General features: G+C 68.4%; 22 protein-coding genes. 16 read left to right on the forward strand and 6 right to left on the reverse strand.

Features of this window, described 5'->3' with window-relative positions:
* The gene (locus AC1HFW_RS20120) at nt 1–1,020 is read right to left on the reverse strand and encodes a tyrosine-type recombinase/integrase (protein WP_479285043.1); all 1,020 of its coding nucleotides are present in this window, start codon (nt 1,018–1,020) and stop codon (nt 1–3) included.
* Between the two features lie 288 nt (nt 1,021–1,308).
* On the opposite strand from AC1HFW_RS20120, the gene AC1HFW_RS20125 reads away from it, so the two are divergent.
* The 4 genes from AC1HFW_RS20125 to AC1HFW_RS20140 all read left to right on the forward strand — a co-directional run bounded on the left by AC1HFW_RS20125 (nt 1,309) and on the right by AC1HFW_RS20140 (nt 4,525).
* Complete coding sequence (locus tag AC1HFW_RS20125; RefSeq protein ID WP_479285044.1) at nt 1,309–1,722, forward strand: hypothetical protein; 414 nt, start codon at nt 1,309–1,311, stop codon at nt 1,720–1,722.
* Between the two features lie 65 nt (nt 1,723–1,787).
* Nucleotides 1,788–2,690: a transcriptional regulator GcvA gene (gene gcvA, locus AC1HFW_RS20130; protein WP_479285045.1), complete on the forward strand. Its 903-nt coding sequence runs from the start codon at nt 1,788–1,790 to the stop codon at nt 2,688–2,690.
* Between the two features lie 108 nt (nt 2,691–2,798).
* Nucleotides 2,799–3,272 (forward strand): RidA family protein, encoded by a 474-nt coding sequence (locus AC1HFW_RS20135; protein ID WP_006392307.1) that lies wholly within the window; start codon nt 2,799–2,801, stop codon nt 3,270–3,272.
* A gap of 47 nt (nt 3,273–3,319) precedes the next feature.
* Entirely contained in the window at nt 3,320–4,525 is a 1,206-nt protein-coding gene (locus AC1HFW_RS20140; protein WP_479285046.1) for an aminotransferase class V-fold PLP-dependent enzyme, read from the forward strand.
* Between the two features lie 43 nt (nt 4,526–4,568).
* On the opposite strand, the gene AC1HFW_RS20145 is transcribed toward AC1HFW_RS20140, so the two are convergent.
* On the reverse strand, nt 4,569–5,462 hold the full coding sequence (locus AC1HFW_RS20145) for a DMT family transporter (RefSeq protein ID WP_479285047.1): 894 nt from the start codon (nt 5,460–5,462) through the stop codon (nt 4,569–4,571).
* 170 nt (nt 5,463–5,632) lie between these two features.
* Here AC1HFW_RS20145 and AC1HFW_RS20150 point away from each other — a divergent pair, with 170 nt between their 5' ends.
* The 8 genes from AC1HFW_RS20150 (at nt 5,633) to AC1HFW_RS20185 (ending at nt 16,246) form a co-directional block, all read left to right on the forward strand.
* Entirely contained in the window at nt 5,633–6,520 is an 888-nt protein-coding gene (locus tag AC1HFW_RS20150) for a helix-turn-helix domain-containing protein (protein WP_479285048.1), read from the forward strand.
* Nucleotides 6,521–6,597: 77 nt separating this feature from the next.
* Nucleotides 6,598–8,028, forward strand: coding sequence for a DUF2868 domain-containing protein (locus tag AC1HFW_RS20155; protein ID WP_479285049.1), 1,431 nt, complete (start codon nt 6,598–6,600; stop codon nt 8,026–8,028).
* Nucleotides 8,021–9,391, forward strand: a complete 1,371-nt coding sequence (locus tag AC1HFW_RS20160) for a GTPase/DUF3482 domain-containing protein (RefSeq protein WP_006392301.1) — start codon at nt 8,021–8,023, stop codon at nt 9,389–9,391. Before AC1HFW_RS20155 ends, AC1HFW_RS20160 begins: the two co-directional genes overlap by 8 nt.
* A gap of 209 nt (nt 9,392–9,600) precedes the next feature.
* A complete protein-coding gene (locus tag AC1HFW_RS20165) occupies nt 9,601–11,208 on the forward strand; it encodes an ABC transporter substrate-binding protein (protein ID WP_035359848.1) in 1,608 nt (535 codons plus the stop codon).
* A gap of 155 nt (nt 11,209–11,363) precedes the next feature.
* Complete coding sequence (locus tag AC1HFW_RS20170; protein WP_006392299.1) at nt 11,364–12,335, forward strand: ABC transporter permease; 972 nt, start codon at nt 11,364–11,366, stop codon at nt 12,333–12,335.
* Between the two features lie 12 nt (nt 12,336–12,347).
* Entirely contained in the window at nt 12,348–13,274 is a 927-nt protein-coding gene (locus AC1HFW_RS20175; RefSeq protein WP_061072760.1) for an ABC transporter permease, read from the forward strand.
* Nucleotides 13,275–13,281: 7 nt separating this feature from the next.
* Entirely contained in the window at nt 13,282–15,009 is a 1,728-nt protein-coding gene (locus AC1HFW_RS20180) for a dipeptide ABC transporter ATP-binding protein (RefSeq protein ID WP_238890835.1), read from the forward strand.
* A gap of 28 nt (nt 15,010–15,037) precedes the next feature.
* Nucleotides 15,038–16,246, forward strand: coding sequence for a metal-dependent hydrolase family protein (locus AC1HFW_RS20185; protein WP_479285050.1), 1,209 nt, complete (start codon nt 15,038–15,040; stop codon nt 16,244–16,246).
* A 36-nt stretch (nt 16,247–16,282) separates the two neighbouring features.
* On the opposite strand, the gene AC1HFW_RS20190 is transcribed toward AC1HFW_RS20185, so the two are convergent.
* On the reverse strand, nt 16,283–17,719 hold the full coding sequence (locus AC1HFW_RS20190) for a YdgA family protein (protein ID WP_479285051.1): 1,437 nt from the start codon (nt 17,717–17,719) through the stop codon (nt 16,283–16,285).
* Nucleotides 17,720–17,870: 151 nt separating this feature from the next.
* On the reverse strand, nt 17,871–19,343 hold the full coding sequence (locus AC1HFW_RS20195; protein WP_061072764.1) for a YdgA family protein: 1,473 nt from the start codon (nt 19,341–19,343) through the stop codon (nt 17,871–17,873).
* 303 nt (nt 19,344–19,646) lie between these two features.
* On the opposite strand from AC1HFW_RS20195, the gene AC1HFW_RS20200 reads away from it, so the two are divergent.
* The 4 genes from AC1HFW_RS20200 (at nt 19,647) to AC1HFW_RS20215 (ending at nt 24,281) form a co-directional block, all read left to right on the forward strand.
* Nucleotides 19,647–21,161 (forward strand): DEAD/DEAH box helicase, encoded by a 1,515-nt coding sequence (locus AC1HFW_RS20200; RefSeq protein ID WP_162876239.1) that lies wholly within the window; start codon nt 19,647–19,649, stop codon nt 21,159–21,161.
* Between the two features lie 45 nt (nt 21,162–21,206).
* Nucleotides 21,207–21,836, forward strand: coding sequence for a LysE family translocator (locus tag AC1HFW_RS20205; RefSeq protein WP_006386996.1), 630 nt, complete (start codon nt 21,207–21,209; stop codon nt 21,834–21,836).
* 111 nt (nt 21,837–21,947) lie between these two features.
* Nucleotides 21,948–23,555: a peptide chain release factor 3 gene (locus AC1HFW_RS20210; RefSeq protein WP_054433946.1), complete on the forward strand. Its 1,608-nt coding sequence runs from the start codon at nt 21,948–21,950 to the stop codon at nt 23,553–23,555.
* A gap of 24 nt (nt 23,556–23,579) precedes the next feature.
* Entirely contained in the window at nt 23,580–24,281 is a 702-nt protein-coding gene (locus AC1HFW_RS20215; RefSeq protein ID WP_192579531.1) for a hypothetical protein, read from the forward strand.
* Between the two features lie 87 nt (nt 24,282–24,368).
* On the opposite strand, the gene bfr is transcribed toward AC1HFW_RS20215, so the two are convergent.
* Nucleotides 24,369–24,845: a bacterioferritin gene (gene bfr, locus AC1HFW_RS20220; protein WP_006386993.1), complete on the reverse strand. Its 477-nt coding sequence runs from the start codon at nt 24,843–24,845 to the stop codon at nt 24,369–24,371.
* A 330-nt stretch (nt 24,846–25,175) separates the two neighbouring features.
* Nucleotides 25,176–26,090 carry a DMT family transporter gene (locus AC1HFW_RS20225; protein WP_479285052.1) on the reverse strand — a complete coding sequence of 305 codons (915 nt, stop codon included), beginning with the start codon at nt 26,088–26,090 and terminating at the stop codon, nt 25,176–25,178.
* Nucleotides 26,091–26,096 lie beyond the last annotated feature (6 nt).

Genomic DNA, 26,096 nt, shown 5'->3' on the forward strand with positions numbered 1-26,096 from the left:
TCAAGCCGCGAGCGGGAGGGGGTCCGCTTCTTCCCGTGCGCGGCGCAGTTGGTCTTGCTGCCGCCTGCCCAGCGGGCTGCGCGCCAGCTTTTGGGCCAGCTCGCGGCCATGTGGATGGTAGTAGCGCAGGAGCATGCGGGTATCGACATTGCCGTTTACCTTGGCCAGCTCATGAATTTCAAACACCGTGGCAAGCTGTGACGTGCCTTCGTGGCGTAGATCATGGAAGCGCAGATCGCGGAAGTACGCGGCGCTGGGTCGGCGGCCGTAGTGCCGGCACATACCTTCGTAGCTCTGGCGAGCACGGCGACGAGCGCGAATGAAGGCCCGAGTAACAGAGCCTGGCTGCATCGTGAATATCCGGCCACGCATAGGCTTTCCCGTGACCCAACGGCGTAGCGCTTCACGGGCAAGCGGCGTCAACGGGACATCCCGCGCGCGGCCGTTCTTGGTATGTGGCAAATGCACCACGCCATGCATTAGGTCCAGGTTCTCCCGCTGAATGCCTACGACCTCGGATCGGCGCATGCCGGTTTCCTTGGCGACGGTGAGGATGGTGGGAAGCTCGGCCGACCTGGTCGCCCGGATGATCCATTCAAGCTCACCCCGTGGGCATTCGTCGCCGGATACGCCCCGCAGGGTAATACGGTCGAACAATCTGCGGTCGCGTGCGTCATCGACCGCCGGCCGGCGGACGAGCTGGACCGGGTTGGCCAACTGGTCAAACCCCCAATCTTTCCGAATGACCGTGAAAACATGGGATAGGAACGCCATACGGCGTACAACCGTGGCCGGCGCTCGGTCTTTGAGCCATTCGTCACGCAGCTCCGTCAGGTCCGAGCTGCGTATCCGGTCGACGGGGCGAATGGCCAGCCTGGTCGCACGCCAGATGCGCGCAATCGACTGTTCGGCCGCCCGCCCCTTTTTTGTCGCAGACACCTCGACCAGGTAGCGGTCCAGTGCCTCGGCAAGGGTCGGTGCAGGTTTACGGCGGGGCTGGCGGCGGGTCCAGGGTTTCATGGCTCGGCGGGAGGGGCGTTAAAACCGGGCAGTATCCCCGATTTATAGCCTTGCCGCAGACCCGCCTCTAGGCGACGGGCAGGGGGTAGGCCGCCCTATTGCCCGATTCCGCGTCCTGGGCCGTTCTCGCGCCCCCCAGCGGTATCAAATGACGCGCCGATCCGTCTCAAACGACGCGCCGCGCTACAGTCCCCCCGCAGCCGGGCCTTCTAGGTCCGGCTGCGGGGTGAAATGGTTCTACGATGGACATCGAGTCAACCGTGATGCCCGGGTCCCAGCCGCTTTCCCATGCCTTCCCAAACGAAGTCCGTCGACGCCAAGGCCGCCTTTGAACTCGTGTTCGGGCTGCTGCAGAAAAACCCCTGGATCGTGCGAGACGCCTCGGCCCCGCTGCCGGACATCGCGGTCATGAAGCGACACCAGGCCGATGCCGTCAATGTGATCCTGTGGATCTGTGAAACCGGCGATCTGACGGGCTGGCCCGCGCGCACGCCCCTGGAAACCCAGGCCACGGCCTCCTATCTGCTGATGGATCTCACTTTCCGGCTGCTCGATCCGGCCTCGCCGCTGTTGGCGGGCGCCTGGGACGTCCCTGCGGACCAGCCGCCGCATCAGCAGGCGCTGCGCGTCGTGCGGCATGAAGTGCAGCGCAGCAAGCCGATCACCGCGGCCGACCTGGCCCGATTCCCCGCCCGCTCCTGATTTGCGAGAATGGGGCGCCCGCCGGATACTGCCCCCGTCCGGTCCTTTCCGCCACCGCCCGCCCCATGCGCTCCAATCGATCCCTGCCCGCCCTGGTCTCGCTGCGCGCCTTCGAGGCCGCCGCCCGGCGCCTGAGCTTCAGCCTGGCGGGCGAAGAGCTGTTCGTCACCCAGAGCGCCATCAGCCACCATATCCAGCGGCTGGAGGCGGAACTGGGCGTGGCGCTGTTCGAGCGCCGCACCCGCGCCGTGGCGCTGACGGCGGCCGGGCAGGCCTATTACGAGCGGGTCCATGCCGCGTTCACGCTGCTGCGCCAGGGCACCGACGACATCCGCGCGCCGGCCGTCGCGCGCCACACGCTGCGCGTCGGCCTGCTGGCGTCATTCGCCACGCGCTGGCTGGCGCCGCGGCTGGCGGACTTCGCCGCGGCCCACCCCGACATCGACCTGCAACTGCTGCCCGACATCGGCCTGGCCGACGTGGCGGGCGGCGAAGTCGATGTGGCCATCCGCTACGGCCGCGGCACCTGGCCTGGCGTCAAGGCGCGCCGGATCATGGCGGAGCGGCTGTCGGTGGTGTGCGCCCCCGCGCTGCTGGCGGGCCGGCGACGGCCGCGCACGCCGGCGGACCTGCTGCGCCATCCCTTGCTGGTCTCGCACACCCAGCATCCGTTCGAGTGGGACACGTGGTCGCGCCATCAAGGCCTGGATCTCGGCCGCGCCCAGACCGTGCACCTGCACGACTACAACATCGTCGTCGAGGCGGCGCTGGCGGGGCAGGGCCTGGCCATGGGCCGCCACCGCATGATCGCCGCGCAGCTGGCCAGCGGCGCCCTGGTCGAGGCCCTGCCGGGCACCACCCTGGACGATCCGCGCATCGGCTGGTGGTTCGTGAGCCCGCGCGGCAAGGCCGATGCCGCCGCCCAGGCATTCCAGGCGTGGCTGATGCGGGCCGCGGCGGAAGGCTGACGCATTACTTTTATTCATACGTGGTCCACAATAATTGATTGGTCAGGCGCGGCGCGCGCCGATAGCATGGGGATCACCCTTTCCCTTTCCCGTTTCACAGGTGACTCCATGACCCGTACGATCTCCGGCCGCGTGGCCGAACTCGGCCTTGCGCTGGACCCCGCGGCCGCGCCCGCCGCCAATTACGTCCCCTTCGTGCAAGAGGGCAACCTGCTGTACATCTCGGGCCAGATCTCGCGCGCCGGCGGCAAGGCGGCGTTCCTGGGCCAGCTGGGCAACCAGATTTCCGAAGCCGACGGCGTCGCCGCCGCGCGCCTGTCGGCGCTGGGCATCCTGGCGCAGATCGCCGCCGCCACCGGCGACCGCCTCGATCGCGTGGCGCGCGTGGTGCGCCTGGGCGTGTTCGTCGCCAGCACGCCGGACTTCAACCGCCAGAGCGCGGTGGCCAATGGCGCCTCGGACCTGATGGTCGAGGTCTTCGGCGACGCCGGCCGCCACGCGCGCAGCGCGGTCGGCGTGGCCTCGCTGCCGCAAGGCGTGGCGGTGGAAGTGGAAGCGGTCATCGCGCTCACCCCCGCCTGATGTCGCGGCGCCGGGCCGCCGCCCGGCGCGACTTTCCTGGAATCGCCATGTCCGCCGCCCTGACTCCCGCCGCCCTGGACGCGTTGCGCGCCGCCACGCCCGGCACGCGCACCACCGTCCACTTCAACCATGCCGGCGCCTCCCTGCCGTCCGCCGCCACCCTCGACGCCATCCAGGCCCATCTGCGGCGCGAAGCCGAGCAGGGGCCGATGGAGGCGGGCGTGGCCGCGCGTGCAACGACCGAGCAGGCGCGCCAGCTGGCGGCGCGCCTGCTCAACGCCCACCCCGACGAAATCGCCCTGACCGGCGGCAATTCGCCCGGCTGGGGCGCGGCCTTCGCGGCGCTGGGGCCGTGGCGCGCGGGCGACCGCATCCTGGTCGGGCGCCATGAATGGGGCGGCAATCTCTCCGCCATGCGGCTGACGGCGCAACGCGCCGGCGCCTCGATCGAGACGATCCCGTCGGACGACAGCGGTTGCGTCGATCCGGCCGCGCTACAGGCCATGCTCGACGAACGGGTGCGGCTGATCGCGCTGACCTGGCTACCCGCCAACGGCGGCCTGATCAATCCGGCCGCCGCCGTCGGCCGCGTGGCGCGCGCCGCCGGCGTGCCGTATTTCATCGACGCGGCGCAGGCCGTGGGGCAATTGCCGGTGGACGTCGCCGAAGTCGGTTGCGACGTGCTGAGCGGCGCCGGGCGCAAGGCCCTGCGCGGCCCGCGCGGCACCGGCCTGCTGTACGTGCGGCGCGACTTCCTGCCACGGCTGACGCCGGCATTCGTCGACACCTATTCCGCGCCGCTGGACGCCGACGGCCAGCCGCAAGTGCGCGCCGACGCGGCGCGCTTCGAATCCGCCGAGGCCTCGCTGGCGCTGCGCTGCGGCCAGGCCAACGCGCTGCGCGAAGCGCTCGACATCGGCCTGGACGCCATCCGGGCCCGCATCGACACGGTCGCCCAGGCGCTGCGAACGGAGCTGGCCGCGATTGCCGGCATCGAGGTGCTGGACCAGGGCCGCGAACGCTCGGGCCTGGTGTCGTTCAACCTCGCCGGGCACGAAGCCACCGCGGTGCAGCGCGCCCTGGCGGCGCAAGGCATCATCATCGGCAGCAACGGCGTGCCGTACACGCCGCTGGACATGAACGCGCGCGGGCTGACGCAGATCGCGCGCGCCTCGGTCAGCTACCTGACGCGCGACGACGAGATTGACCGCCTGCTCGACGCGCTGCGCACGCTGGCGCGCCAGGGCGGCTAGCGTTCGTCGCCGCGGCGCCGACGGACACCGCGGCGCCGTCGCCCTACACCTCGACGCGGCGCGCGAACGGCGACCACTTGGTGAAGACCAGCAGGTTGCCGAACATCACCAGCGCCAGGCCCAGCAGCGCCGCGGGAGTCCACTGGTAGCCCTCGGCGAAGGTCGACACGCTCAACGCCACCACCGGGAACAGCACGGTGCAATACGCCGCGCGCGCCGGCCCCATGCGGCCGACCAGCGTCAGGTAGGCGGTAAAGCCGATCACGGACCCCGGAATGGCCAGGTACACCAGCGCGCCGACATAGGCCGTGGATGTGTCGAAACGGAACGGCACGCCGGCGACCAGGCAGCCGGCCAGCAGCACCGCGGCGCCGTACAGCATGCTGTAGGCGTTGCCGGTGAGCGGCCGCAGGCCCGCGCGCTGCTGCAGCGACGACAGCATGTTGCCGGTCGAGAAGCAGAACGTGCCGAGCAGCGCGAAGCCCAGGCCCAGCAGGGTCTCGTGGCTGGCCTGCTGGCCCGACAGCTCGGGCCAGAACAGCAGCACCAGTCCGCAGAAACCCACCACGCCCGCGACCATCACGCGCGGCGCGATGCGGGTGCCGAACCACAGCCGCGCATTGAGCGCGTTCCACAGCGTGGCGGCCGAGAACACCACCGACACCAGGCCGCTGGGAATCCACTGCGTGGCCGTGTAGAAACAGAGGAAGTTCAGACAGAACAGGCACAACCCCTGGCCCAGGCACAGCCAGTGCGCGCGCCGGTCCATGCGCTGCAATTTGCGCGTCAGCAGCAGGGCGGCGAACAGCACCAGTCCGGCCAGCGCAAAGCGGTAGAAGATGGAGACGGGAATGGCCACCACGCCCAGCTGGAGCTTGATGGCGATCCAGGTGGTGCCCCAGATGATGACGGTCAGGAAATACAGGAAGAGATTCACTTTCGGACGCTCGGCAGGGCGAAAAAAGACATCGGATCGGGGCATGCGAAAAAGCGCTGCCCTGTCGCGCAGTCTGCGCCCGCGCGTCCCGCGAAAATTGCCGGTTCTTGCGGTTTTTTCTTGCTTCGCGCGCTCCACGCGCGCAAGGATCGCAGTAGCATTTCGGTTCCATGGGCACCATCGCATCGGCTCCGTCCGACTTCTCCGTTTTTCGCACGCTGTCCGCGTCCACCGCGACGCTGGCGCGCGCGGCCTCGCTGGGCGAGGGCATCGCCATTTCGCAATGGGGCCGCAGCGCCCACGAGACGCTGGGCTACGACACGCCCGGGCATCACACACTGTCGCTGTACCTGCATGGCGGCGAGAAATCGTTCCGGGTCGGCAATCCGCTGCACGGCGGCGCCGGCAAGTTCTGCGTGTTGCCGGCCGAACACTATTCGCGCTGGTGCATGAACGACACGGTGCACTTCCTGCATCTGTACATCGCGCCGCAGCGGCTGGCGCGCGAGGCGGTGATGCGGCTCGATTGCGAGCCGCGCTCGCTCGAACTGCGCGACCGCACCTACATCCACGACGACTCGCTGACCGATGTCTGCCGGGCCCTGCTCGACACCGACTGGAATGCGCCCGCCGACCGCCTGGCCGCCAGCAGCGCGGCCGAGACGGTGCTGCATCACCTGCTGCGGCAGGGCGTGTCGCGCAAGGCTGCGCCGCCGGCCCGCGGCGGCCTTGCGCCCGCGGTGCGCCGGCGCGTCATGGACTACGTCGACGCCCATCTCGCCGAGCCCTTGACGCTGGACCAGCTGGCCGGCGTGGCCGCGTTGTCCACCTATCACTTCGCGCGCATGTTCCACGCCTCGTTCGGCGAACCGCCGCACGCCTGGGTGCGCGGCCGCCGCCTGGCGCATGCGCGCGGCCTGCTGGCGGCAGGCAAGGGCGATCTGGCGGGCATCGCGCAGGCCGCCGGGTTCGGCAACGCCAGCCACCTGTCGCGCGTCTTCCGCGACGCGGTCGGCGTGACGCCGGGGCAATACCGCGCCGCCCGTCGCGGCCACTGAACCCCAGGCCCGCCGGGCCCGCGCGGTCTACAATGGCGCACCGCCCTTCGCGGCCTTGATCGCCTGCCCCGCCCGCGATGCCATCGCCGATTTCCCGCGCCGTTTCCGCTGTCCCCGACGTCTCCCGCCCCTCGCCGCTGCGCGCGCATTGGCTGGCCGAGCTGATCCGGCTGCGCGAAGCGCATTGGGGGCCGCTGGAAGACGCCGCCGTGGTCCGGCAGGTGCGCCAGATGGACGTCGCGCTGCCGGACCGCATCCTGGTCCGGGCGCAACAACTGGCGCAACGCGAAGGCCTGGCGCCGCTGGTGGACGGCTGGCGCCGCAGCGCCTGGGCCGTACTGGCCGTGTTGCTGCTGCTGGCGCTGCTGTCCGGCGCGGGCGTGGCCGCCGGCGCGCTGGGCGACGGCACGCGCCCCGTCAATGTGCTGTGGGCGCTGGGCGCCTTGCTCGGCCTGCACGCGCTCACTTTCCTGCTCTGGCTGGCCAGCTTCCTGCTGGCGCCGGCCGCGATGACTCCGCTGGGACGCCTCTGGCTCTGGGCCACCCGCAAGCTGGCGCGCGGCCCGGACGGCGCGCTGGTGCCGCAGGCCCTGCTCAACCTGCTGGCCCGCGCCGGCGCGCTGCGCGGGCTGTTCGGCGCCGTCAGCCATGGCCTGTGGCTGGCCGGCCTGGGCGCGGCGCTGGCGACCTTGCTGGCGCTGCTGACCACCGCCAGCTACCGCTTCATCTGGGCCACCACGCTGCTCGCGCCCGACACCTTCGTCGGGTTGACCCAGGTCGTGGGCTGGCTGCCCGCGCACCTGGGCTTTCCGCTGCCCGACGCCGCCATGGTGCGCGCCAGCGACGGCGTCCAGGCGTTGGGGGCCGACGCGCAGGTGCAATGGTCCTGGTGGCTGATCGGCGTGCTGGTGACCTACGGCATCCTGCCGCGCCTGCTGGCGTGGCTGGCATGCCTGGCCGCCACCCGGCGCGCCTTGCGCGGCCTGCGCATCGATCCCGCGCTGGCCGGCTACGCGGCGCTGCGCGACCGGCTCGAGCCCCCGGCCCAATCCACCGGCATCGACCGCCCGGTCGATCCGCTGCACCAGCCCCGCGTCGAATCGGCGGTCCCGGCGGGCATGGGCGGCCAGCCCGTGCTGCTGGGGCTGGAACTGCCGGCGGACCTGGACTGGCCCCCCGCGGGCCTGCCCGACGCCATCCGCATGGCTGGCAACCTCGATACCCGCGAACAACGCAATCGGCTGCTGGACGCGCTGTCGCAAGCCGCCGCCTCGCGCCTGCTGATCGCCTGCGACGCGCGCCAGACGCCCGACCGCGGCACGCTCGCGCTGATCGCCGAACTGGCCGCGCACGCCGGTCAGACCCGCGTCTGGCTGCGGACGCCCGCCGCCGCCGACACCCGCGAACCCGTGTGGCGCGAACGCCTGGCGGCCCTCGGCCTTGAGGCCGGCGACATCATCGGCCCCGGCGGCACGCCGCTGGCCTGGCTGGAGCACGGCGATGCGTGAGCCGCTCATCAGCATCGCCGTCGTCGGCCACACCAACACCGGCAAGACCTCCCTGCTGCGCACGCTGACACGCGACACCACCTTCGGCGAAGTGGCCGACCAGCCCGGCACCACGCGCCACGTCGAGGGCGCGCGCCTGCGGCTGGATGGCCGTCCGGTGCTGGAATGGTTCGACACGCCGGGCATGGAAGACAGCATCGCCTTGCTGGAGTACCTGGAACGCGTCGCCCAGCCTGGCGAACGGCTCGACGGACCGGCGCGCATCCAACGCTTCCTCGACACCCCGGAAGCGCACGGCCGCTACGAGCAGGAAGCGCGCGTGCTCAAGAAGATGCTGGACTGCGACGCCGCGCTGTACGTGGTCGACGCCCGCGACCCGGTGCTGGGCAAGCATCGCGACGAACTGGCCATCCTGGCTGCCTGCGGCCGCCCCTTGCTGCCGGTGCTGAACTTCGTCAACGCACCCGCGCACCGCGCCGGCGAATGGCGCGACGCGCTGGCGCGGCTAGGACTGCACGCGGCCGTCGAGTTCGACACCGTGGCGCCACCGCTCGATGGCGAACAGCAGCTCTACGCCAAGCTCGGCGTGTTGCTGGACCGCCATGCCGACACGCTGGCGCAACTGGCCGACAGCCTGGCGCGCCAGCGCCGCGAACGCCACGAAGCGGCGTGCGAGCTGCTGGCCGATCTGCTGGTCGACGTGGCCGCGCTGCATCTGACTAGCGCCAGCGACGAAGCGGCGCTGGCCGCGACCGCGCAGCAACTGCGCCAACAGGTGCGGCAACGCGAACAAGCCTGCGTCAGCGCCTTGCTGGCGCTCTACAACTTCCGTTCATCTGATTTCGATGACGACGCGCTGCCCTTGCAGGGCGAACGCTGGGGCATGGATCTGTTCCACCCGCAGGCGCTCAAGGACATGGGCGTGCAGGTCGGCATGGGCGCGGCCGCCGGCGCCATGGCCGGCGCGGCGGTGGACCTGCTCAGCGCCGGCCTCAGCCTGGGCACCGGCATGTTGATCGGCGCCGCCGCCGGCGGCCTGTGGCAAGGCGTGGAAAAACTCGGCAAGCGCGTCGCCGGCAAGCTGCGCGGCTGGCGCGAGATCAGCGTCGACGACGCGGTGCTGCGCCTGCTGGCGCTGCGCCAGCGGCAACTGATCGACGCGCTCGAACGCCGCGGCCACGCGGCCCGCGCGCCGCTGCGGCTGGACCGGCCCGATGACGATGCGCTGCGCAGCGGCCCCTTGCCCGAAGCGCTCAAGGAAGCCCGCAGCCGGCCCGAATGGTCGGCGCTGGCCCCCGGCCACGAAGACAGCGAACGGCGCAAGCAGGTGGTGCGCGAATTGGCGAAAGCAAGCAAGTACTAACCCCAATCCAAACCGATTGACGCTTAAACGAATCGCTCTATAAGATTCGTTTTGCATCGGTGCGGTCCATCCCGCCATGACAATCACAAGGGGTTGGATCTACCGTGAACCGCCTTTCCTCGTAGCAGCAACGCCATGCCCCGGCTCCCCGTGGGCCAGGGCCCTATCACTTCTGTCGCGCTATCCGCGCATTACGGAGCATGAGGGCTATGCGTACTTTTCCCCACCTAAAGCAAGTGGCGCTGGCAGCCGCGCTGACGGCCTCATTGGCATTCAGCGCTGGCGCGGCCGCCAAGACCTTCCACTGGTCTTATCAGGGCGACGCCACATCGATGGATCCGATGGCGCTGAACGAGACCTTCACGCTGGGCTTCCAGGGCAACATCTACGAAACGCTGGCCGGCTACGACGGCAACCTGAAACTGACGCCGCTGCTGGCCGAGAGCTGGGAAAACCCCGAGCCCACCAAGTGGGTCTTCAAGCTGCGCAAGGGCGTGAAATTCCACGACGGCTCGCCGTTCACCGCCGATGACGTGATCTTCTCGTGGAAGCGCAGCCTCACGCCAGGCTCCGACATGAAGGGCTACGGCGCCAAGGCCTCCGACATCAAGAAGGTCGACGACTACACCATCGAGGTCACCACCCCCACGCCCAACCCGATCCTGCCGCGCGAATGGGTGTTCCTCTACATCATGAGCAAGACGTGGTCGGAGAAGAACAAGACCACCGAGGCCACCAACGTCAAGGGCGACAACCAGGGCAACTACGCCAACCTCAACGCCAACGGCACCGGCCCGTTCATGCTGGTGTCGCGCCAGCCCGACGTGAAGACCGTGCTCAAGCGTTACGACGGCTACTGGAACAAGGACATCAAGACCAACGTCGACGAGGTCATCTTCCAGCCGATCACGCAGGAAGCCACGCGCGTGGCCGCGCTGATCTCCGGCGAGATGGACCTGGTGCAACCGGTGCCGGTGCAGGACTGGAAGCGCCTGGAAGACGCCAAGGGCGTCAAGCCGCTGACCGCGCCCGAGGCCCGCGCCATCTTCATCGGCATGGACCAGGACCGCGACGAGCTGCTGTTCTCGGACGTGAAGGGCAAGAACCCCTTCAAGGACCCCAAGGTGCGCGAGGCCGTGGTGCTGGCCGTGGACACCAAGGCCATCAACGAAAAGATCATGCGCAACGCGGCCAAGCCGCTGGGTTCGCTGATCGCCACCGCCATCAACGGCTACGACGAATCGTTCGGCGCGCCCTACAAGCCGGACCCGGAACGCGCCAAGAAGCTGCTGGCCGAGGCCGGCTACCCGAAGGGCTTTTCCGTGACCATGGACTGCCCCAACGATCGCTACGTCAATGACGAGAAGGTCTGCCAGGCGGTGGCCGGCATGCTGGCGCGCGTCGGCATCAAGATCAACCTGCTGGCGCAGACCAAGTCCAAGTACTTCGGCAAGATCCTGCTGCAGGCCGGCAACCAGACCAGCATGTACATGCTCGGCTGGACGCCCAGCTCGACCGATGCCCACAACACGCTGCTGAACCTGGCCGCGTGCCGCGACGCCAAGACGGCGGCGGGCCAGTTCAATCTGGGCGGCTACTGCAACAAGAAGGTCGACGACCTCACCGCCAAGATCGGCGTCGAGACCGACCAGGCCAAGCGCAACGCGATGATCAAGGAAGCCTTCGGCATCGTGCGCAGCGACTTCGGCTACCTGCCGCTGCACCAGCAGCCGATGTCGTGGGGCGTGAAGGACAACATCAAGGTCATCCAGCGCGCCGACGACGTGCTCGACCTGCGCGACGTGGTCCTGCCGTAACCCCGGACGCCGCGCCACGCCGCAGGGCGTGCGCGGCGCCGTGTTGATGCGACCCCCGCGACGGCGCCAGCCGTCCGGGCGCGCCCGGCCCAGCCCCGCTTGCCGCGAACGGCAACGCGCGGCCCGGCGTTATCCGACCAAGAGGGCATCCAACCATGCTTTCCTTTATTGCGCAGCGGCTGATCCAGTCGGTGCTGGTGATGTTGACGGTGGCGCTGATCGCGTTCTCCATGTTCCGCTACGTCGGCGATCCGATCGCCAGCATGGTGGGCCAGGACACCACGCCCGAACAGCGCGATCAGCTGCGTGAACAGCTGGGCCTGAACGATCCCTTCGTGGTGCAGTACGCGCATTTCGTCGCCAACGCGGTGCGCGGCGACTTCGGCATTTCCTATCGCCACCGCCGGCCGGTCAGCGAGCTGCTCGAAGAACGCCTGCCGGCCACGCTGGAGCTGTCGTTCGTGTCCGCCGTGATGGCGCTGGCGCTCGGCATCCCCATGGGCATCTACACCGCGCTCAAGCGCCACGGCGTGCTGTCCAAGACCTTCATGGCGATCTCGCTGGCCGGGATCTCGCTGCCCACCTTCCTCATCGGCATCCTGCTGATCCTGTTCTTCGGGGTGCAGCTGCGATGGCTGCCCAGCTTCGGGCGCGGCGACGTGGTCGGGCTGGGCTGGTGGACCACGGGCTTCCTGACCAAATCCGGATGGCTGGCGCTGATCATGCCGGCCATCACGCTGGCGCTGTTCCAGATGACCCTGATCATGCGGCTGGTGCGCGCCGAGATGCTGGAGGTGCTGCGCGCCGACTTCATCAAGTTCGCGCGCGCCCGCGGCCTGCCGGAACGCCTGATCAACTTCCGCCACGCGCTCAAGAACACCATGGTGCCGGTCATCACCATCACCGGCCTGCAGCTCGGTTCCATCATCGCCTTCGCCATCATCACCGAGACGGTGTTCCAGTGGCCCGGCATGGGCCTGCTGTTCATCCAGGCCATCAGCATGGTGGACATTCCGGTGATGGCCGCCTACCTGGTGCTGATCGCCTTCATGTTCGTCGTCATCAACCTGGTGGTCGATCTGCTGTATTTCGCCGTCGACCCGCGCCTGCGCGTGCAGAGCAAATAAGGGAACCGCCTCATGAACGCCCGCATCGCTCCCTTCTTCGCGCGCGCCGCCGACAGCGACCTCTGGCACAGCTTCAAGCGCTCGCCCGGCGCCATCATCGCCGCCGCCGTCACGCTGGCCATCCTGCTGGGCGCGCTGTTCGCGCCGGTGGTGGCGCCGCACAACCCGTTCGACCTGGCCTCCCTGAACATCATGGACGCCAACACCCCGCCCGCCTGGCAGGAGGGCGGCAGCCCCGACTTCCTGCTCGGCACCGACGACCAGGGCCGCGACATCCTGTCGGCCGTGCTGTACGGCTCGCGCGTGTCGCTGCTGGTGGGCTTCGCGTCGGTGCTGTTCTCGATGGTGCTGGGCGTCACGCTCGGCCTCATCAGCGGTTATGCCGGCGGCCGCGTCGACAGCTTCATCATGCGCATCGCCGACGTGCAGCTGTCGTTTCCCGCCATCCTGGTGGCGCTGCTGATCGACGGCGTGGCGCGCGGCGTGTTGCCGCGCGACATGCATGACCAGCTGGCGCTGTACGTGCTGATCTTCGCCATCGGCATCTCGGGCTGGGTGCAGTACGCCCGCACCGTGCGCGGCTCGACGCTGGTGGAACGCAACAAGGAATATGTGCAGGCGGCGCGGCTGATCGGCATCGGTCCCATCACCATCCTGCGCCGCCACATCCTGCCCAACGTCATGGGCCCGGTGCTGGTGATCGCCACCATCCACCTGGCGATCGCCATCATCACCGAGGCCACGCTGTCGTTCCTGGGCGTGGGCGTGCCCCCCACCGCGCCGTCGCTGGGCACGCTGATCCGCATCGGCAACAGCTACCTGTTCTCGGGCATGTGGTGGATCTCGATCTTCCCCGGCATCGCGCTGGTCGCGCTGGTGCTGTCGGTCAATCTGCTGGGCGACTGGCTGCGCGACGCGCTCAACCCCAAGCTGCGCTGAGGATGCCATGGCCCTGCTGAACATCGAAGACATCCGCATCGAATTTCCCAGCCGCCGCGGCACGCTGGTGGCGGTGGACGGCGTGTCGCTGTCGCTGGAGAAAGGCGAGATCCTGGGCGTGGTCGGCGAGTCCGGCGCCGGCAAGTCGACCATCGGCAATGCCGTGATCGGCCTGCTCGAAGCGCCCGGCCGGCTGGCTGGCGGCGCGGTGCTGCTCAACGGCGAACGCATCGACACGCTGACGCCCGCGCAGCAGCGCAAGGTGCGCGGCCGCCGCATCGGCATGATCTTCCAGGATCCGCTGACCTCGCTGGACCCGCTGCAGACCGTGGAAAGCCAGCTGGTCGAGACCATGCTGGTGCACCTGGACCTGACGCACGACCAGGCCAAACAACGCGCGGTGCAGTTGCTGGCGCAGGTCGGCATCGACCAGCCCGAGCTGCGCGTGCAGCAGTATCCGCACCAGTTCTCGGGCGGCATGCGGCAGCGCGTGGTGATCGCGCTGGCGCTGTGCTGTGAGCCCGAAGTCATCATCGCCGACGAACCCACCACCGCGCTCGACGTGTCGATCCAGGCGCAGATCCTGGAGCTGCTGAAAAAGCTCTGCCGCCAGGAACAGGTCGGCATGATCATCATCACCCACGACATGGGCGTGATCGCCGACGTCACCGACCGGGTGGCGGTGCTGTACCACGGCAAGCTGGTCGAACAGGGCCCCACCGCCAAGATCCTGGGCGACCCCGACCATCCCTACACCCGCAGCCTGATCTCGGCCGTGCCGCGGCCGGACATCAAGCTCAAGCGCTTTCCGCTGGTCACCTACATCGAGGATGTGAAGACCCCGGCCAAGCCGCTCGACCTGGCCACCCACTGGCTGGGCCAGCGGCGCGATTTCGGCGCGCGCGGCGAAGGCCCGCTGGTGCAGGTCCAGGACCTGGGCATGCGCTTCGTGCTCAAGAGCGCGCTGCTCAAGCGCAACCAGCGCACGCTGGACGCGGTCAAGCGCGTCAACTTCTCGATCGGCGAAGGCGAGGTGTTCGGCCTGGTGGGCGAATCCGGCTCGGGCAAGTCCACCGTGGCGCGGCTGATCTCGGGCCTGTATACGCCCAGCGGCGGCTCGGTCACCTTCGGCGGCACCGACCTGACCGCGCTCAAGGGCGAAAAGCAGCTCAACCCGTTCCGGCGCCAGATCCAGATGATCTTCCAGGATCCGTTCTCGTCGCTCAACCCGCGCATGCGGGTGCTGGACATCGTGGCCGAGCCGATCCGCTTCCACAAGCTGGCGGCCAACGAAGCCGAGACGCGCCGCGTGGTCGCCGACCTGCTCGACGTGGTCGGGTTGGGCGATCGCGCCGCCGAGCGCTTCCCGCACGAGTTCTCCGGCGGTCAGCGCCAGCGCATCTGCATCGCGCGGGCGCTGGCCACGCGGCCGCGCTTCCTGATCTGCGACGAGCCCACCTCGGCGCTGGACGTCTCGATCCAGGCGCAGATCCTGAACCTGCTCAAGGACCTGCAGGAACAGCTGGGCCTGACCATGCTGTTCATCAGCCACGACCTGCCCGTCATCCGCCAGATGTGCGACCGCGTCGGCGTGATGCGCTACGGCGAGCTGCTGGAAGTGGCCGAGACCGAGGCGCTGTTCGAACACCCGCAGCATCCCTATAGCCAGCACCTGCTGGGGCTGATGCCCCGCTTGCAGTCGATGTCCCGCGAGGGTCTGGACGTGGCCGGCTAAATCCGAGCGAGACGACAAGGAGCAAGACATGAGTGCGACGCCACAGACCCTGTTCATCGGCGGCAAGGTGTTCGACGGCCGCGGCCAGGTGCTGCCGAACCACGGCGTGCTGGTCGAGGGCAAGAACGTGGCGCGCGTGGCGCCGGCCGGCGAATTCACCGGCTTCGCCGGACGCCGCGTCGATACCGGCGGCATGACGCTGATGCCCGGCATGGCCGACTGCCACGTGCACCTGGTCTATACCGGCAGCGCCGACCCCCACGTGCAGATGTCGAAACAGGGTCCGGCGCAAATCACCCTGACGGCGCTGGAGAACGCGCAGGCCGCGCTGCGCGGCGGCTTCACGGCGCTGCGCGACTGCGGCGGCAAGGACTACCTGGAGTTCGGCGTGCGCGACGCCATCGCGCGCGGCGTGTTCCCGGGCCCGACCATCAAGGCCTCGGGCCGCATCATCTGCATGACGGGCGGCCACGGCAACCGCATTGGCCGCGTCGCCGACGGCTGTGAGGAAGTGGTCAAAGCCGTGCGCGAGCAGGTCCACGCCGGCTGCGACCTGGTCAAGATCATGGCCACCGGCGGCGTCATGACGCCGGGCGTGAGCCCCATGGACGCGCACTACAGCTTCGACGAGATGAAGGCGGGCGTGCACGAGGCCAAGCGCTTTCGCAAGAGCACGGCCAGCCACGCGCAGGGCACGCAGGGCATCCTGAACGCGGTGCGCGCCGGCATCGACTCGATCGAGCACGGCATCTTCATGGACGAGCAGTGCCTGAGCGAAATGCTGGCGGCCGAGACGTACCTGGTGCCGACCATCGCCGCGGTGCGCAACATCGTCGCCAACGCCGACAACGGCATTCCCGCCTACGCCGTGGAGAAAGCGCGCGCAGTGGAGCAGCGCCACCGCGAATCGATCCAGATGTACTACAAGGCAGGCGGACGCATCGCGCTGGGCACCGACGCCGGCACGCCGTTCAACCTGCACGGCGAGAACGCGATGGAGCTGGCCTACATGGTGGAATTCGGCATGACGCCGGTCGACGCGCTGATCGCGGCGACCTCGCGCGGCCACGACCTGATGGGCATGGACGGCCACGGCGTGGTGGAGCAGGGCAGCGTGGCCGACCTGCTGCTGGTGCGCGGCGACCCGACCGAGGACATCATGCAGGCCGCCGACCGGCGCTTCCATGTGGCAGTGCTGCGCAACGGCGAAGTGGTGGCGGGCGCGTTGCCGGGTTGATGCCCGCCCGCGCGGGACACGGCGGCGTCCCGCGCCTTACCGCACGCCCCTGACCATCAGCCAGGCCAGGAACGTCTCGAGCGGCATGCGTTCGCCGTTGAGATCGACCTGGCCGCCCGCGTAGTTCACACTCGCCACCAGCTTGCCGTCTTCCAGCCGCCCCCATTGGCTCGCCACGAAGCGGTCGCGCATGGCCTCGGCCTGCAGGCCTGCGGCCTCGCGGGCGGCAGCCTCGGGCATGCCTTCGGCCTGCAGGCGCACCGCGATCAGGTCGGCCATGCTGACGACCGGCACGGACATCCGTACATCGAGCTTGCGCACGGTTTCCTTGACGACCGCGGCGGGCGAACGGTTCCACAACGTGGGCGCGCTCAGGTCGAGGTCCAGCTGCAGGGTCGCGGAGCCGCGAGCAGTATCGACCTGCAGCGGCGACAGCGAAAAGCCCGGCTGGGCCAGCAGGAACTTCATCAAATGGCCCGCGCCCACCATCTTGTCGCTCAGGCTGGCGTCGCCCTGGGTCGCCTCCATCGACGCCTGGAATGCGCGGAACGACACCAGGTCGAAGTTGTGCGCCTCGGCGGCCAGGCGCAGGTTGGCCGCCTGTCCGCCGCGCGCGTCGATGCCCCCGACCTGCACGGCCAGCTTGGCGTTCATCGCGCTCTCGACGCCCTTGGCGTCGGCGTTGATGGCGACATCGCGCAGCGTGACCGGCTCGCCGTCTACCTCGACGTCCCATTGCTTGAGGGTCGCGCGGGTCGAGGCGGCGCTCGTCTCGTCGGCCGCCCGGGTCGCGTCGTATGTGATCGCCAGGTCGCGCATGGCCAGCCGGCGCGCGTGGCGCGCGCCATCCTTGGTGAACGGTTCGGACAGGTCGGCGCGGTCGGACCGCAGGGTCACCGTGCTGTGCCTGCCGCCGGCGGCCACATTGGCCTGCACTTTCAGGCCCGAGAAGCTGAAGCGCAAATCGTCCCGCGTGCGCTCCAACGGCGCCATGTCCAGCGTGCCGGCGATGTCGCGGCCATAGCCCGCCACGGCCTCGGCGGTCATGGGCACGGCGCCCCCGGCGGCCGCGAACCAGGTTTCGACGGACGGCGTCCGAACCAGGTCGGCACGGGCCGCCGCCATCGCCGGGAACAGCTGTCCCCGCGCCAGGCGATACAGGGGAAACGGCCCATGGTCCAGGCGCACCAGCATCTCGAAATCGCGTCCCGCCGCGCCGGCGCCATCCTTGGGCGAGGGCACCGCCTTCAGGCGATAGCGCGCCTGCGACGTGAACACGCCACGTTCGTACGACAGCTGCTCGAACGACAGCGTCTCGCCCAGCTTCGCGCCGATCAGCCGCGCCTGCTCGGCGGCGTTTTCGGCCAACTGCGCCATGCCGGTTTCCAGCTGCTTGCCGGTGTACCAGGCCGTGCCCGTCCAGATCGCGCCCAGCGCCAGCACGGTGCAACCCACCGCTACCCATTTCCGCATGATGTCCGTCCCGCTTCCCATTTGCGCCGGCCTCGCATCGACCGCAGCCGCCAGCATACGCCGCGCATGAAAAACGGGCTGCCGCGCCCGAGGGCGCCGCAGCCCGTACAAGGCGCCGGCATCACGCCGGCGCCAGGGTCCTGCCCGCGCCTTAGCGCATGCCGCCCATCGCGCCGCTCATGACCATCATCATGAACTGCTGCAGCGGCATCTTCTTGCCGTTGAAATCGACCTGGCCGTCGGCATAGTTCAGGTAGGAAACGATGTTGTCATTTTCCGTCTTGGCCACGCCCATGGCGCCCGCCATGGTGCCCACCATTTCAGCCTGGCCCTTGGCGGTCTGGATGGCACGATCGGCCGGCACGCCACGCATCTGCGGCTCGATCGCCATCAGGTCGGCCAGGTTGCCCTTGGACAGCACCAGCTTGGCATCCAGCTTGCGAACGGCCTGCAGCGCCACGTCCCAGATCGACTTATCGGTCGAAACCGGTTGCGACAGGTCCACGTCCAGGTTGAAGGTCGAGGTGCCATTGGCGGTGCGCACCTGCAGCGGCGACACCGACAGGCTGGGCTTGCCGGCCAGCAGCAGTTCGACGTTGGTCTTCAGGATCTGCTGCTCTTCGGGCGTGAACTCGGGCGCAGCCTGCTCGCCGCCGCCTTGCATCATGCGGCGCGACGACGCTTCATAGACGTCGTTCAGCGCCTTGAGCGCCTTCGGGTCCATGTTCTTCATGCCGATGGCCAGTTGCAGGCCCGCCATGTCCTTTTCCTGGACATTGATCATGCCGAAGTCCAGCACCATCTTGGCGTTCACGCCGGTATCGGCCTCGGCCAGGTCCACGGCAATGCTGGTGTCCTTGAGCAGCACCGGCGGCTTGGTCTTGGACGTGATGGTCCATTCCTTCAAGACCAGCTTCTGGCTGCCCATGGCCATGTCGCTCTTGCCCGGGGTCAGGTCGCTGTTGAGCGTGATGCCCTTGACCGCCATGCCGACGATATCGCTGTCGCCGGCCGGACCGGCCAGCGTCACGCCGTCGCTCTTGAGCGCCAGCACGCCGTGCTTGCTATTGGTGTCGAAGTCGACGTCGGCGGCCAGGCCGGCGAAGGTCAGCTTGGTCTTGTCGGTCGAGGCTTCGGCCGGGGCCAGGTTGAACGTGCCGGTGACCTGCTTGCCGTAGCTGACGCTATACGCGCCCGTCAGCGGCGTGGCGCCCTTGGTGGCGGCGAACCAGCCCTTGACGGCCGGGGTTTCCTCGATCTGGAAGCGGCTCGCGACCATGGCCGGGGCCAGCTTGCCCGAGGCCAGGTTCGAGAACGGGAACGGGCCGTGCGACAGGTGCTCGACGAACTGCAGCTCGCGCTCCTCGGCCGGCTTGCCGTCCTTGGCGGGCAGCGTGAACTTCACGCGATAGCGCTCGGTCGACGAGAACACGCCGCGCTCGAACGACATCAGTTCGATCACGGGGGTCACGCCCCACTTTTCGCCGATCTTGCGCAGTTCGACGTTGCCGTCTTCGATCGACTGCTTCACGAACGCTTCGGCCTTCTGGCCGGTGTACCAGGCCGTGCCGGTCCAAATCGCACCCAGAGCAACGACCAGACCCGCTATTGCCGCCTTTTTCATAGCAACCCTTAATTCTTGTGTGTTGGAGGTAAGCGCACGGATTATAGGGAGCGCAGCCTAGGGATTACGCTAATTTCGTACACATTTAGTGCAAAATGTTACGGACCATGCCGATAACAAGCGATTGCGCATGCGGCACCGCCGCATCAGCTACAATCGCCTGGCGTGCTTTGCCAATCTGCACGCGTCCGCTAGGCACTTCGCCGCCAAGCTTCGCCCTCAGGGGCGCTTCCCTTTTCTCCTTATTCGTCCGCCTGGATTGGAGTCTCTCAACTTGAGCGACGGGCTGCCGCTGGAGTTGTTTTGACTACCTCTTCTTCTTTCGCCGACCTCGGGCTGGCCGATTCCCTGTTGCGCGCCATTGCCGATACCGGCTACACCGCGCCCACCCCCATCCAGGCCCAGGCGATTCCGCAGGTCCTCAAGGGTGGCGACCTGCTGGCCGCTGCCCAGACCGGCACCGGCAAGACCGCCGGCTTCACGCTGCCCATCCTGCATCTGCTGATGCAGAGCAAGCCGGAAGCCCGCAAGGCCGGCCGCCCGCGCTGCCTGATCCTGACCCCCACGCGCGAACTGACCGCGCAGGTGGCCGAATCGGTGCAGACCTACGGCAAGCACACCTCGCTGACGTCCATGGTGATGTTCGGCGGCGTCAACATCAACCCCCAGATCTCCGCCCTGCGCAAGCCGCTGGACATCCTGGTGGCCACTCCCGGCCGCCTGCTGGACCACTGCGGCCAGAAGACGGTCGACCTGTCCGGCGTCGAGATCCTGGTGCTGGACGAAGCCGACCGCATGCTGGACATGGGCTTCATCCGCGACATCCGCAAGATCCTGGCCCTGCTGCCCAAGCAGCGCCAGAACCTGCTGTTCTCGGCCACCTTCTCGGATGAGATCCGCTCGCTGGCGCGCGGCGTGCTGAACAACCCGGGCGAAGTCTCGGTCACCCCGCGCAACACCGCCACCGAACTGGTCACCCAGACGGTGCACCTGGTCGAACAGCACCACAAGCGCGACCTGATCAGCCACATCATCCGCGAAAGCGGCTGGCACCAGGTGCTGGTGTTCACGCGCACCAAGCACGGCGCCAACCGCCTGGCCGAAAAGCTGGTCAAGGACGGCCTGACCGCCGCCGCGATCCACGGCAACAAGAGCCAGTCGGCCCGCACCCGCGCGCTGGCCGGCTTCAAGGAAGGCACCGTGACGGTGCTGGTGGCCACCGACATCGCCGCCCGCGGCCTGGACATCGACCAGCTGCCCCAGGTGGTGAACTTCGAACTGCCCAACGTGCCGGAAGACTACGTGCACCGCATCGGCCGCACCGGCCGTGCCGGCGCCACCGGCGCCGCGGTCTCGCTGGTGGACAACAGCGAAATCAAGCTGCTCAAGGACATCGAGCGCCTGATCAAGAAGACCATCGAGCGCAAGCCGGTGGCCGACTGGACTCCGCCCGCCACCAGCGCCGCCGCCTTCGAACGCCAGGAACGCGACGAAGACTCGCGCCAGCCGCGTGGCGGTGGCGGCCGTAACGGCGGCCGCGGCGGCAATGCCGGCGCGCCCCGTTCGCGTCCGGCCAACGCCGCGCCGCGCAGCGCCAACGGCGGCCGCGCCCCGGCGCCGGCCCGCGCCGGCGGCGACAACCGCGGCGGCCAGGGCCAGCGCGATGGCAAGCCGTCCGACCGTCCGGCCCACGCCGGCCGCGGCGACGCCCGCCCGCAGCAGAACCACCGCCGTCCCGAAGGCAGCGCCCGTCCCGCCGGCAACGGCAACGGCGGCCGCCCGGCCGGCGGCCCGCGCGCGGCGCTGCTCTCCAAGTAATATCAGCGGCATACCTGTTACTGCGACCCACGGACCCGCGCCATCATGCCTCTTTCTACCTGGTTGACGTTCTTCCTGGCCTCCTGGGCCATTTCGTTCTCGCCCGGCGCGGGGGCCATCTCCGCGATGTCCTCCGGACTGAAGTACGGCTTCGCCCGCGGCTACTGGAACACGGCCGGCCTGATCATGGGCATCCTGTTCCAGTTCGTGGTGGTCGCGGTCGGCCTGGGCGCGGTGCTGGCCACCTCCGAGATGGCCTTCAACGTGGTCAAGTACCTGGGCGTCGCCTACCTGATCTACCTGGGCGTGCGCCAGATCCGCACCGACGCCGCGCCGGTCGCGGTCGATGCCGGCGATCCCAAGCAGGCCTCGATCCGCGAACTGGTGATGCGCGGTTTCCTGATCAACACCATGAACCCCAAGGGCACGGTGTTCCTGCTGGCCGTGGTGCCGCAGTTCGTCGACACCGCCTTGCCGCTGACGCCGCAGTACGCGGCGCTGGCCGGCACGCTGGCGTTCACCGACCTGGTGGCGATGGGCGTGTACACGCTGCTGGCGGCGCGCGTGCTGCGCCTGCTGCGCGATGCCAAGCACATTCGCTGGATGAACCGCACCTTCGGTTCGCTGTTCATCCTGGCCGGCGTGTTCCTGGCCTCGTTCCGCCGCCATTCCTGAATTTCCACGCGCGGGGCACGCGCCGGCAACGGCGCGTGCCCCGCTTGTTTCGATGCACGATACCGGACCGCGCCGGGCTGAAGCCGCGGCGTCAGGTTGAATCCTCCGATCATGAACATCCCACAAGAAGTAGCGCGGCGCCGTACATTCGCCATCATTTCCCACCCTGACGCGGGCAAGACCACGCTGACCGAAAAGCTGCTGCTGTTCGCAGGCGCGATCCAGATCGCCGGCAGCGTGAAGGCGCGCAAGGCCTCGCGCCACGCCTCGTCGGACTGGATGGAAATCGAAAAGCAGCGCGGCATTTCGGTGGCCTCGTCGGTGATGCAGATGGAATACCGCGACTGCGTCATCAACCTGCTCGACACCCCGGGCCACCAGGACTTCTCGGAAGACACCTACCGCGTGCTGACGGCGGTGGACGCCGCGCTGATGGTGATCGACGCCGCCAACGGCGTCGAACCGCAGACCATCCGCCTGCTGCAGGTCTGCCGCGCGCGCAACACGCCCATCATCACGTTCATCAACAAGATGGACCGCGAAGTACGCGAGCCGCTCGAACTGCTGTCGGAAATCGAAGGCCACCTGGGCATGGACGCCGTGCCGTTCTCGTGGCCGGTGGGCATGGGCAAGGCCTTCGGCGGCGTGTTCGACATCCGCCGCGACCGCATGCGCGTGTTCCGCCCCGGCCAGGAGCGCCGCTCCGACAACGACGACTTCATCGAAGGCCTGACCAATCCCGAGATCGGCCGGCGCTTCGGCTCGGCCTTCGAACAGGCCAGCGGCGAGATCGAACTGATCAACGAAGCCGCGCCGGCGTTCGACCGCGACCAGTTCCTGGCGGGCAAGCAGACCCCGGTGTTCTTCGGCTCGGCCATCAACAACTTCGGCGTGCAGGAAGTGCTGGACGCGCTGGTCGAACAGGCGCCGCCCCCCGGCCCGCGCGTCGCGCTGCAACGCGAAGTGCAACCCGAAGAGCCCAAGTTCACCGGCGTCGTGTTCAAGGTGCAGGCCAACATGGACCCGGCCCACCGCGACCGCGTCGCCTTCGTGCGCGTCAGCTCGGGCCGCTTCGAGCGCGGCATGCGCCTGAAGGTCGCGCGCACCAACAAGGAAATGCGCCCCAACAACGTGGTGTCGTTCCTGTCGCAACGCCGCGAGCTGCTGGACGAGGCCTATGCCGGCGACGTCATCGGTATTCCCAACCACGGCGTGCTGCAACTGGGCGACGTGCTGACCGAAGGCGAGACGCTGCAGTTCACCGGCCTGCCGTTCTTCGCGCCGGAACTGTTCCAGGCCGTCGAAGTGAAGGACCCGCTGCGCACCAAGCAGTTGCGCACCGGCCTGACGCAGCTGGGCGAAGAGGGCGCCATCCAGGTGTTCCGCCCCGAGGCCGCCGGCGGCTCGCTGCTGCTCGGCGCGGTCGGCCAGCTGCAGTTCGAAGTGGTCGCGCACCGCCTCAAGACCGAGTACGGCGTGGACGCCCGCATGATGCCTTCGCGCTACACAATGGCACGTTGGATTACTTCTGATAACCCCAAGGCGCTGCGCAAGTTCATGGATGCCAATGCAGCCCATATCGCCTATGATGTGGTCGATGCGGCGGCGTTTTTGATCAGTTCCCCCGCGCAGTTGCGCGTGGCCGAGGAACTGTATCCGGATGTGAAATTCCACGCCATGCGGGAGCACGGCGGCAAGGTCTTCGGAGACAAGGCGTAGACCCGTTCGGGTACCGCACGGCAGATGAGGGTAGCAATGTCTTGGCGTTTATTATTCGCAACGCTCCTGCTGGCGCTTGGCGCGTCGGCATGGGGCGGCATTCAACTGGGTGATTGGCTGGTGGCGCATGCGCCGCCCGCCGCGCCTGCGCCCGGCCAGGATGCGGCCGCGTCGCAGCAGCCCGTGCTCGACGCCAACGGGCGTCCCTACGTGGCCCAGCCGCCGCAGCCGCGCATCGACGGCACGCTCGGCGTGCCCGACAAGCCCGCCGACCGCGAATGGGCCATCAACACGGTGTCGCTGTTCGACACCGTCAGCGATCCGGCCGTGAAGATCTCGCGCGAACGCATCAGCCAGGAACAGGCGCGCGAAATCGCCGCCGCCTCGCAGGTGCCGCTGCCGCAAGGCGGTTCCGACGTCAGCACGCTGGACCTGCAGGCGCCGGGCACCGGCGCCGCCGTCAATGGCGGCCAGGGCCAGCCCGGCACCCAGACCCAGGCCGCCGGCTACGGCAACACGCCGATGGTGCAGGCACCACCGCCGCCCAACTCCTCGCCCGCGCCCGGCGCGCCTGGCTGGCAGGACGCGCTCAAGCGCGAACTGGCGCAGTGCGCCACGCAAGGCTTCTTCGAGCGTCCCTCGTGTTCGTGGGCGGCCCGCAACAAGTACTGTGGTCCGAACCGCGCCTGGGGCACGATGGCCGAATGCCCGGCCCGCCCGCAGTAAATCCCCGCATTCACCGTCCGCGCCACGCGCGGCGGCCACAAAAAAATGGCGCCCCGCGGGGCGCCATTTTCATGCCGGCAAAATCGATCAGTCGGGCACCGACATCTGGCTTTGCAGGTAGTTCTGCAGGCCGACCTTGTCGATCAGGTCGATCTGGGTTTCCAGGTAGTCGATGTGCTCTTCGGTGTCGTCCAGGATGTCCTGGAACAGATCACGCGACACGTAGTCGCGCACCGATTCACAGTAGGCAATGGCTTCCTTGACGGTCGCCTGGGCGCCTTGCTCCAGCTTCAGGTCACAGGCCAGCAGCTCCGGCACGTCTTCGCCGATCAGCAGCTTGTGCAGGTCCTGCAGGTTGGGCAGGCCGTCGAGCATGAAGATGCGCGCGATCAGGCGATCGGCATGCTTCATTTCACCGATGGATTCTTCGTACTCGTGCTTGCCCAGCTTGTCGAAACCCCAGTGGTTCAACATGCGGGCGTGCAGGAAATACTGGTTGATCGCCGTCAGTTCGTTGGTCAGTTGCTTGTTCAGAAACTGGATGACGGTTTTGTCGCCTTTCATAATGGACTCCTTGCAGTCGGGCGCGACGCGCACTGCATCGCGACAAGAAGCGCACGATGCCGCGAGTACGCAACCCCGGCAGACTAACATCGGCCGCGGGGCCGCGCCTAGCCTTGGCGCGCATTTGGTAAACCGCTTTACGAGCGCTACAAGAAAGCGACAAACAAATGAGAATGAGTATGTGTGCTTGATGATTTGCCAGCGCGGCACAGGTATTTGGCGGCCTGCGCGCGCATGACGCGCCATATTCGGCCGCCATTTGCCGCGAAAAGCGCTGGCCGGCGCGCCGCTCTCGCGCCGGATTCCATCGATCGCCCGCCCAATCTTTTTTTACGGCGCGCGCCGCGTCGCCAGCCAGATGCCGAACGCGATCGGCACGATGCCCAGCAGATCCAGCCACGACACCTGTTCGCGCAGCACCAGCCAACCGAACAGCAGGCCCAGCGGCGGCATCAGGAAATGCAGTGCGCTGGCCGCCGTCGCGCTGGCGCGGCCCAGGATCATGAACCACAGGTAGTAGCCGCCAATCGACACCGCCACGATCATGTAGGCCATGCTCGAGAACAGGCTGGCCGTCATGCGCGCATCGCCGATGTTGTCGTGCAAGAGCGCCACCGGCATCAGCGCCACCGCGCCGGCCAGCGACTGGATGCCGGTCGCCATCCACAAGCCGGTCGACGGCTTGAGGCGCTTGTACAGCAGCGTGCCCGCCACCAGCGCCACCAGGCCGCCCGTCACCAGCAGGGTGCCGTGCAGATCCTCCTGCATGCCCGACAGGCGCGAACGCAGCACCAGCGCCACGCCGGCCAGCCCCAGGCACAGGCCCAGCATCTTGCGCCAGCCCAGCCGCTCGCCCAGCACCGGCCCGGCCAGTACGCCGATCAGCAGCGGATTGGTGCTGATCAGCACCGCGGTGAAAGCCGACGACACCGTGGTCATGCCGCTCCAGCTCAGGCCCAGGTAGGCCGCGTTGTTCAATACGCCCAGCAGCACCAGCGACGCCAGGTCGCGGCCGCTGGGCCGTTGCCAACGGCCACTGGCCGCGGCCACGCCGAGCATCAGCGCGCCGGCGATCAGGAACCGAATCGTCAGCAGGGTCAGCGGCGGGCAGTCGCGCACCGCGATCTTGGCTGCCGCGAACGCCGAACTCCACAGGAAACAGAACGCCGCGATGGGCGTCCAGGCCACTCCCATCGGCGCGTCGGCAGGCAGGGCGGTGGCGGGCAAAGTCGATGACGCCTTCATGGCAGC

The organism is Achromobacter sp. ISS7 (genome assembly GCF_056523125.1).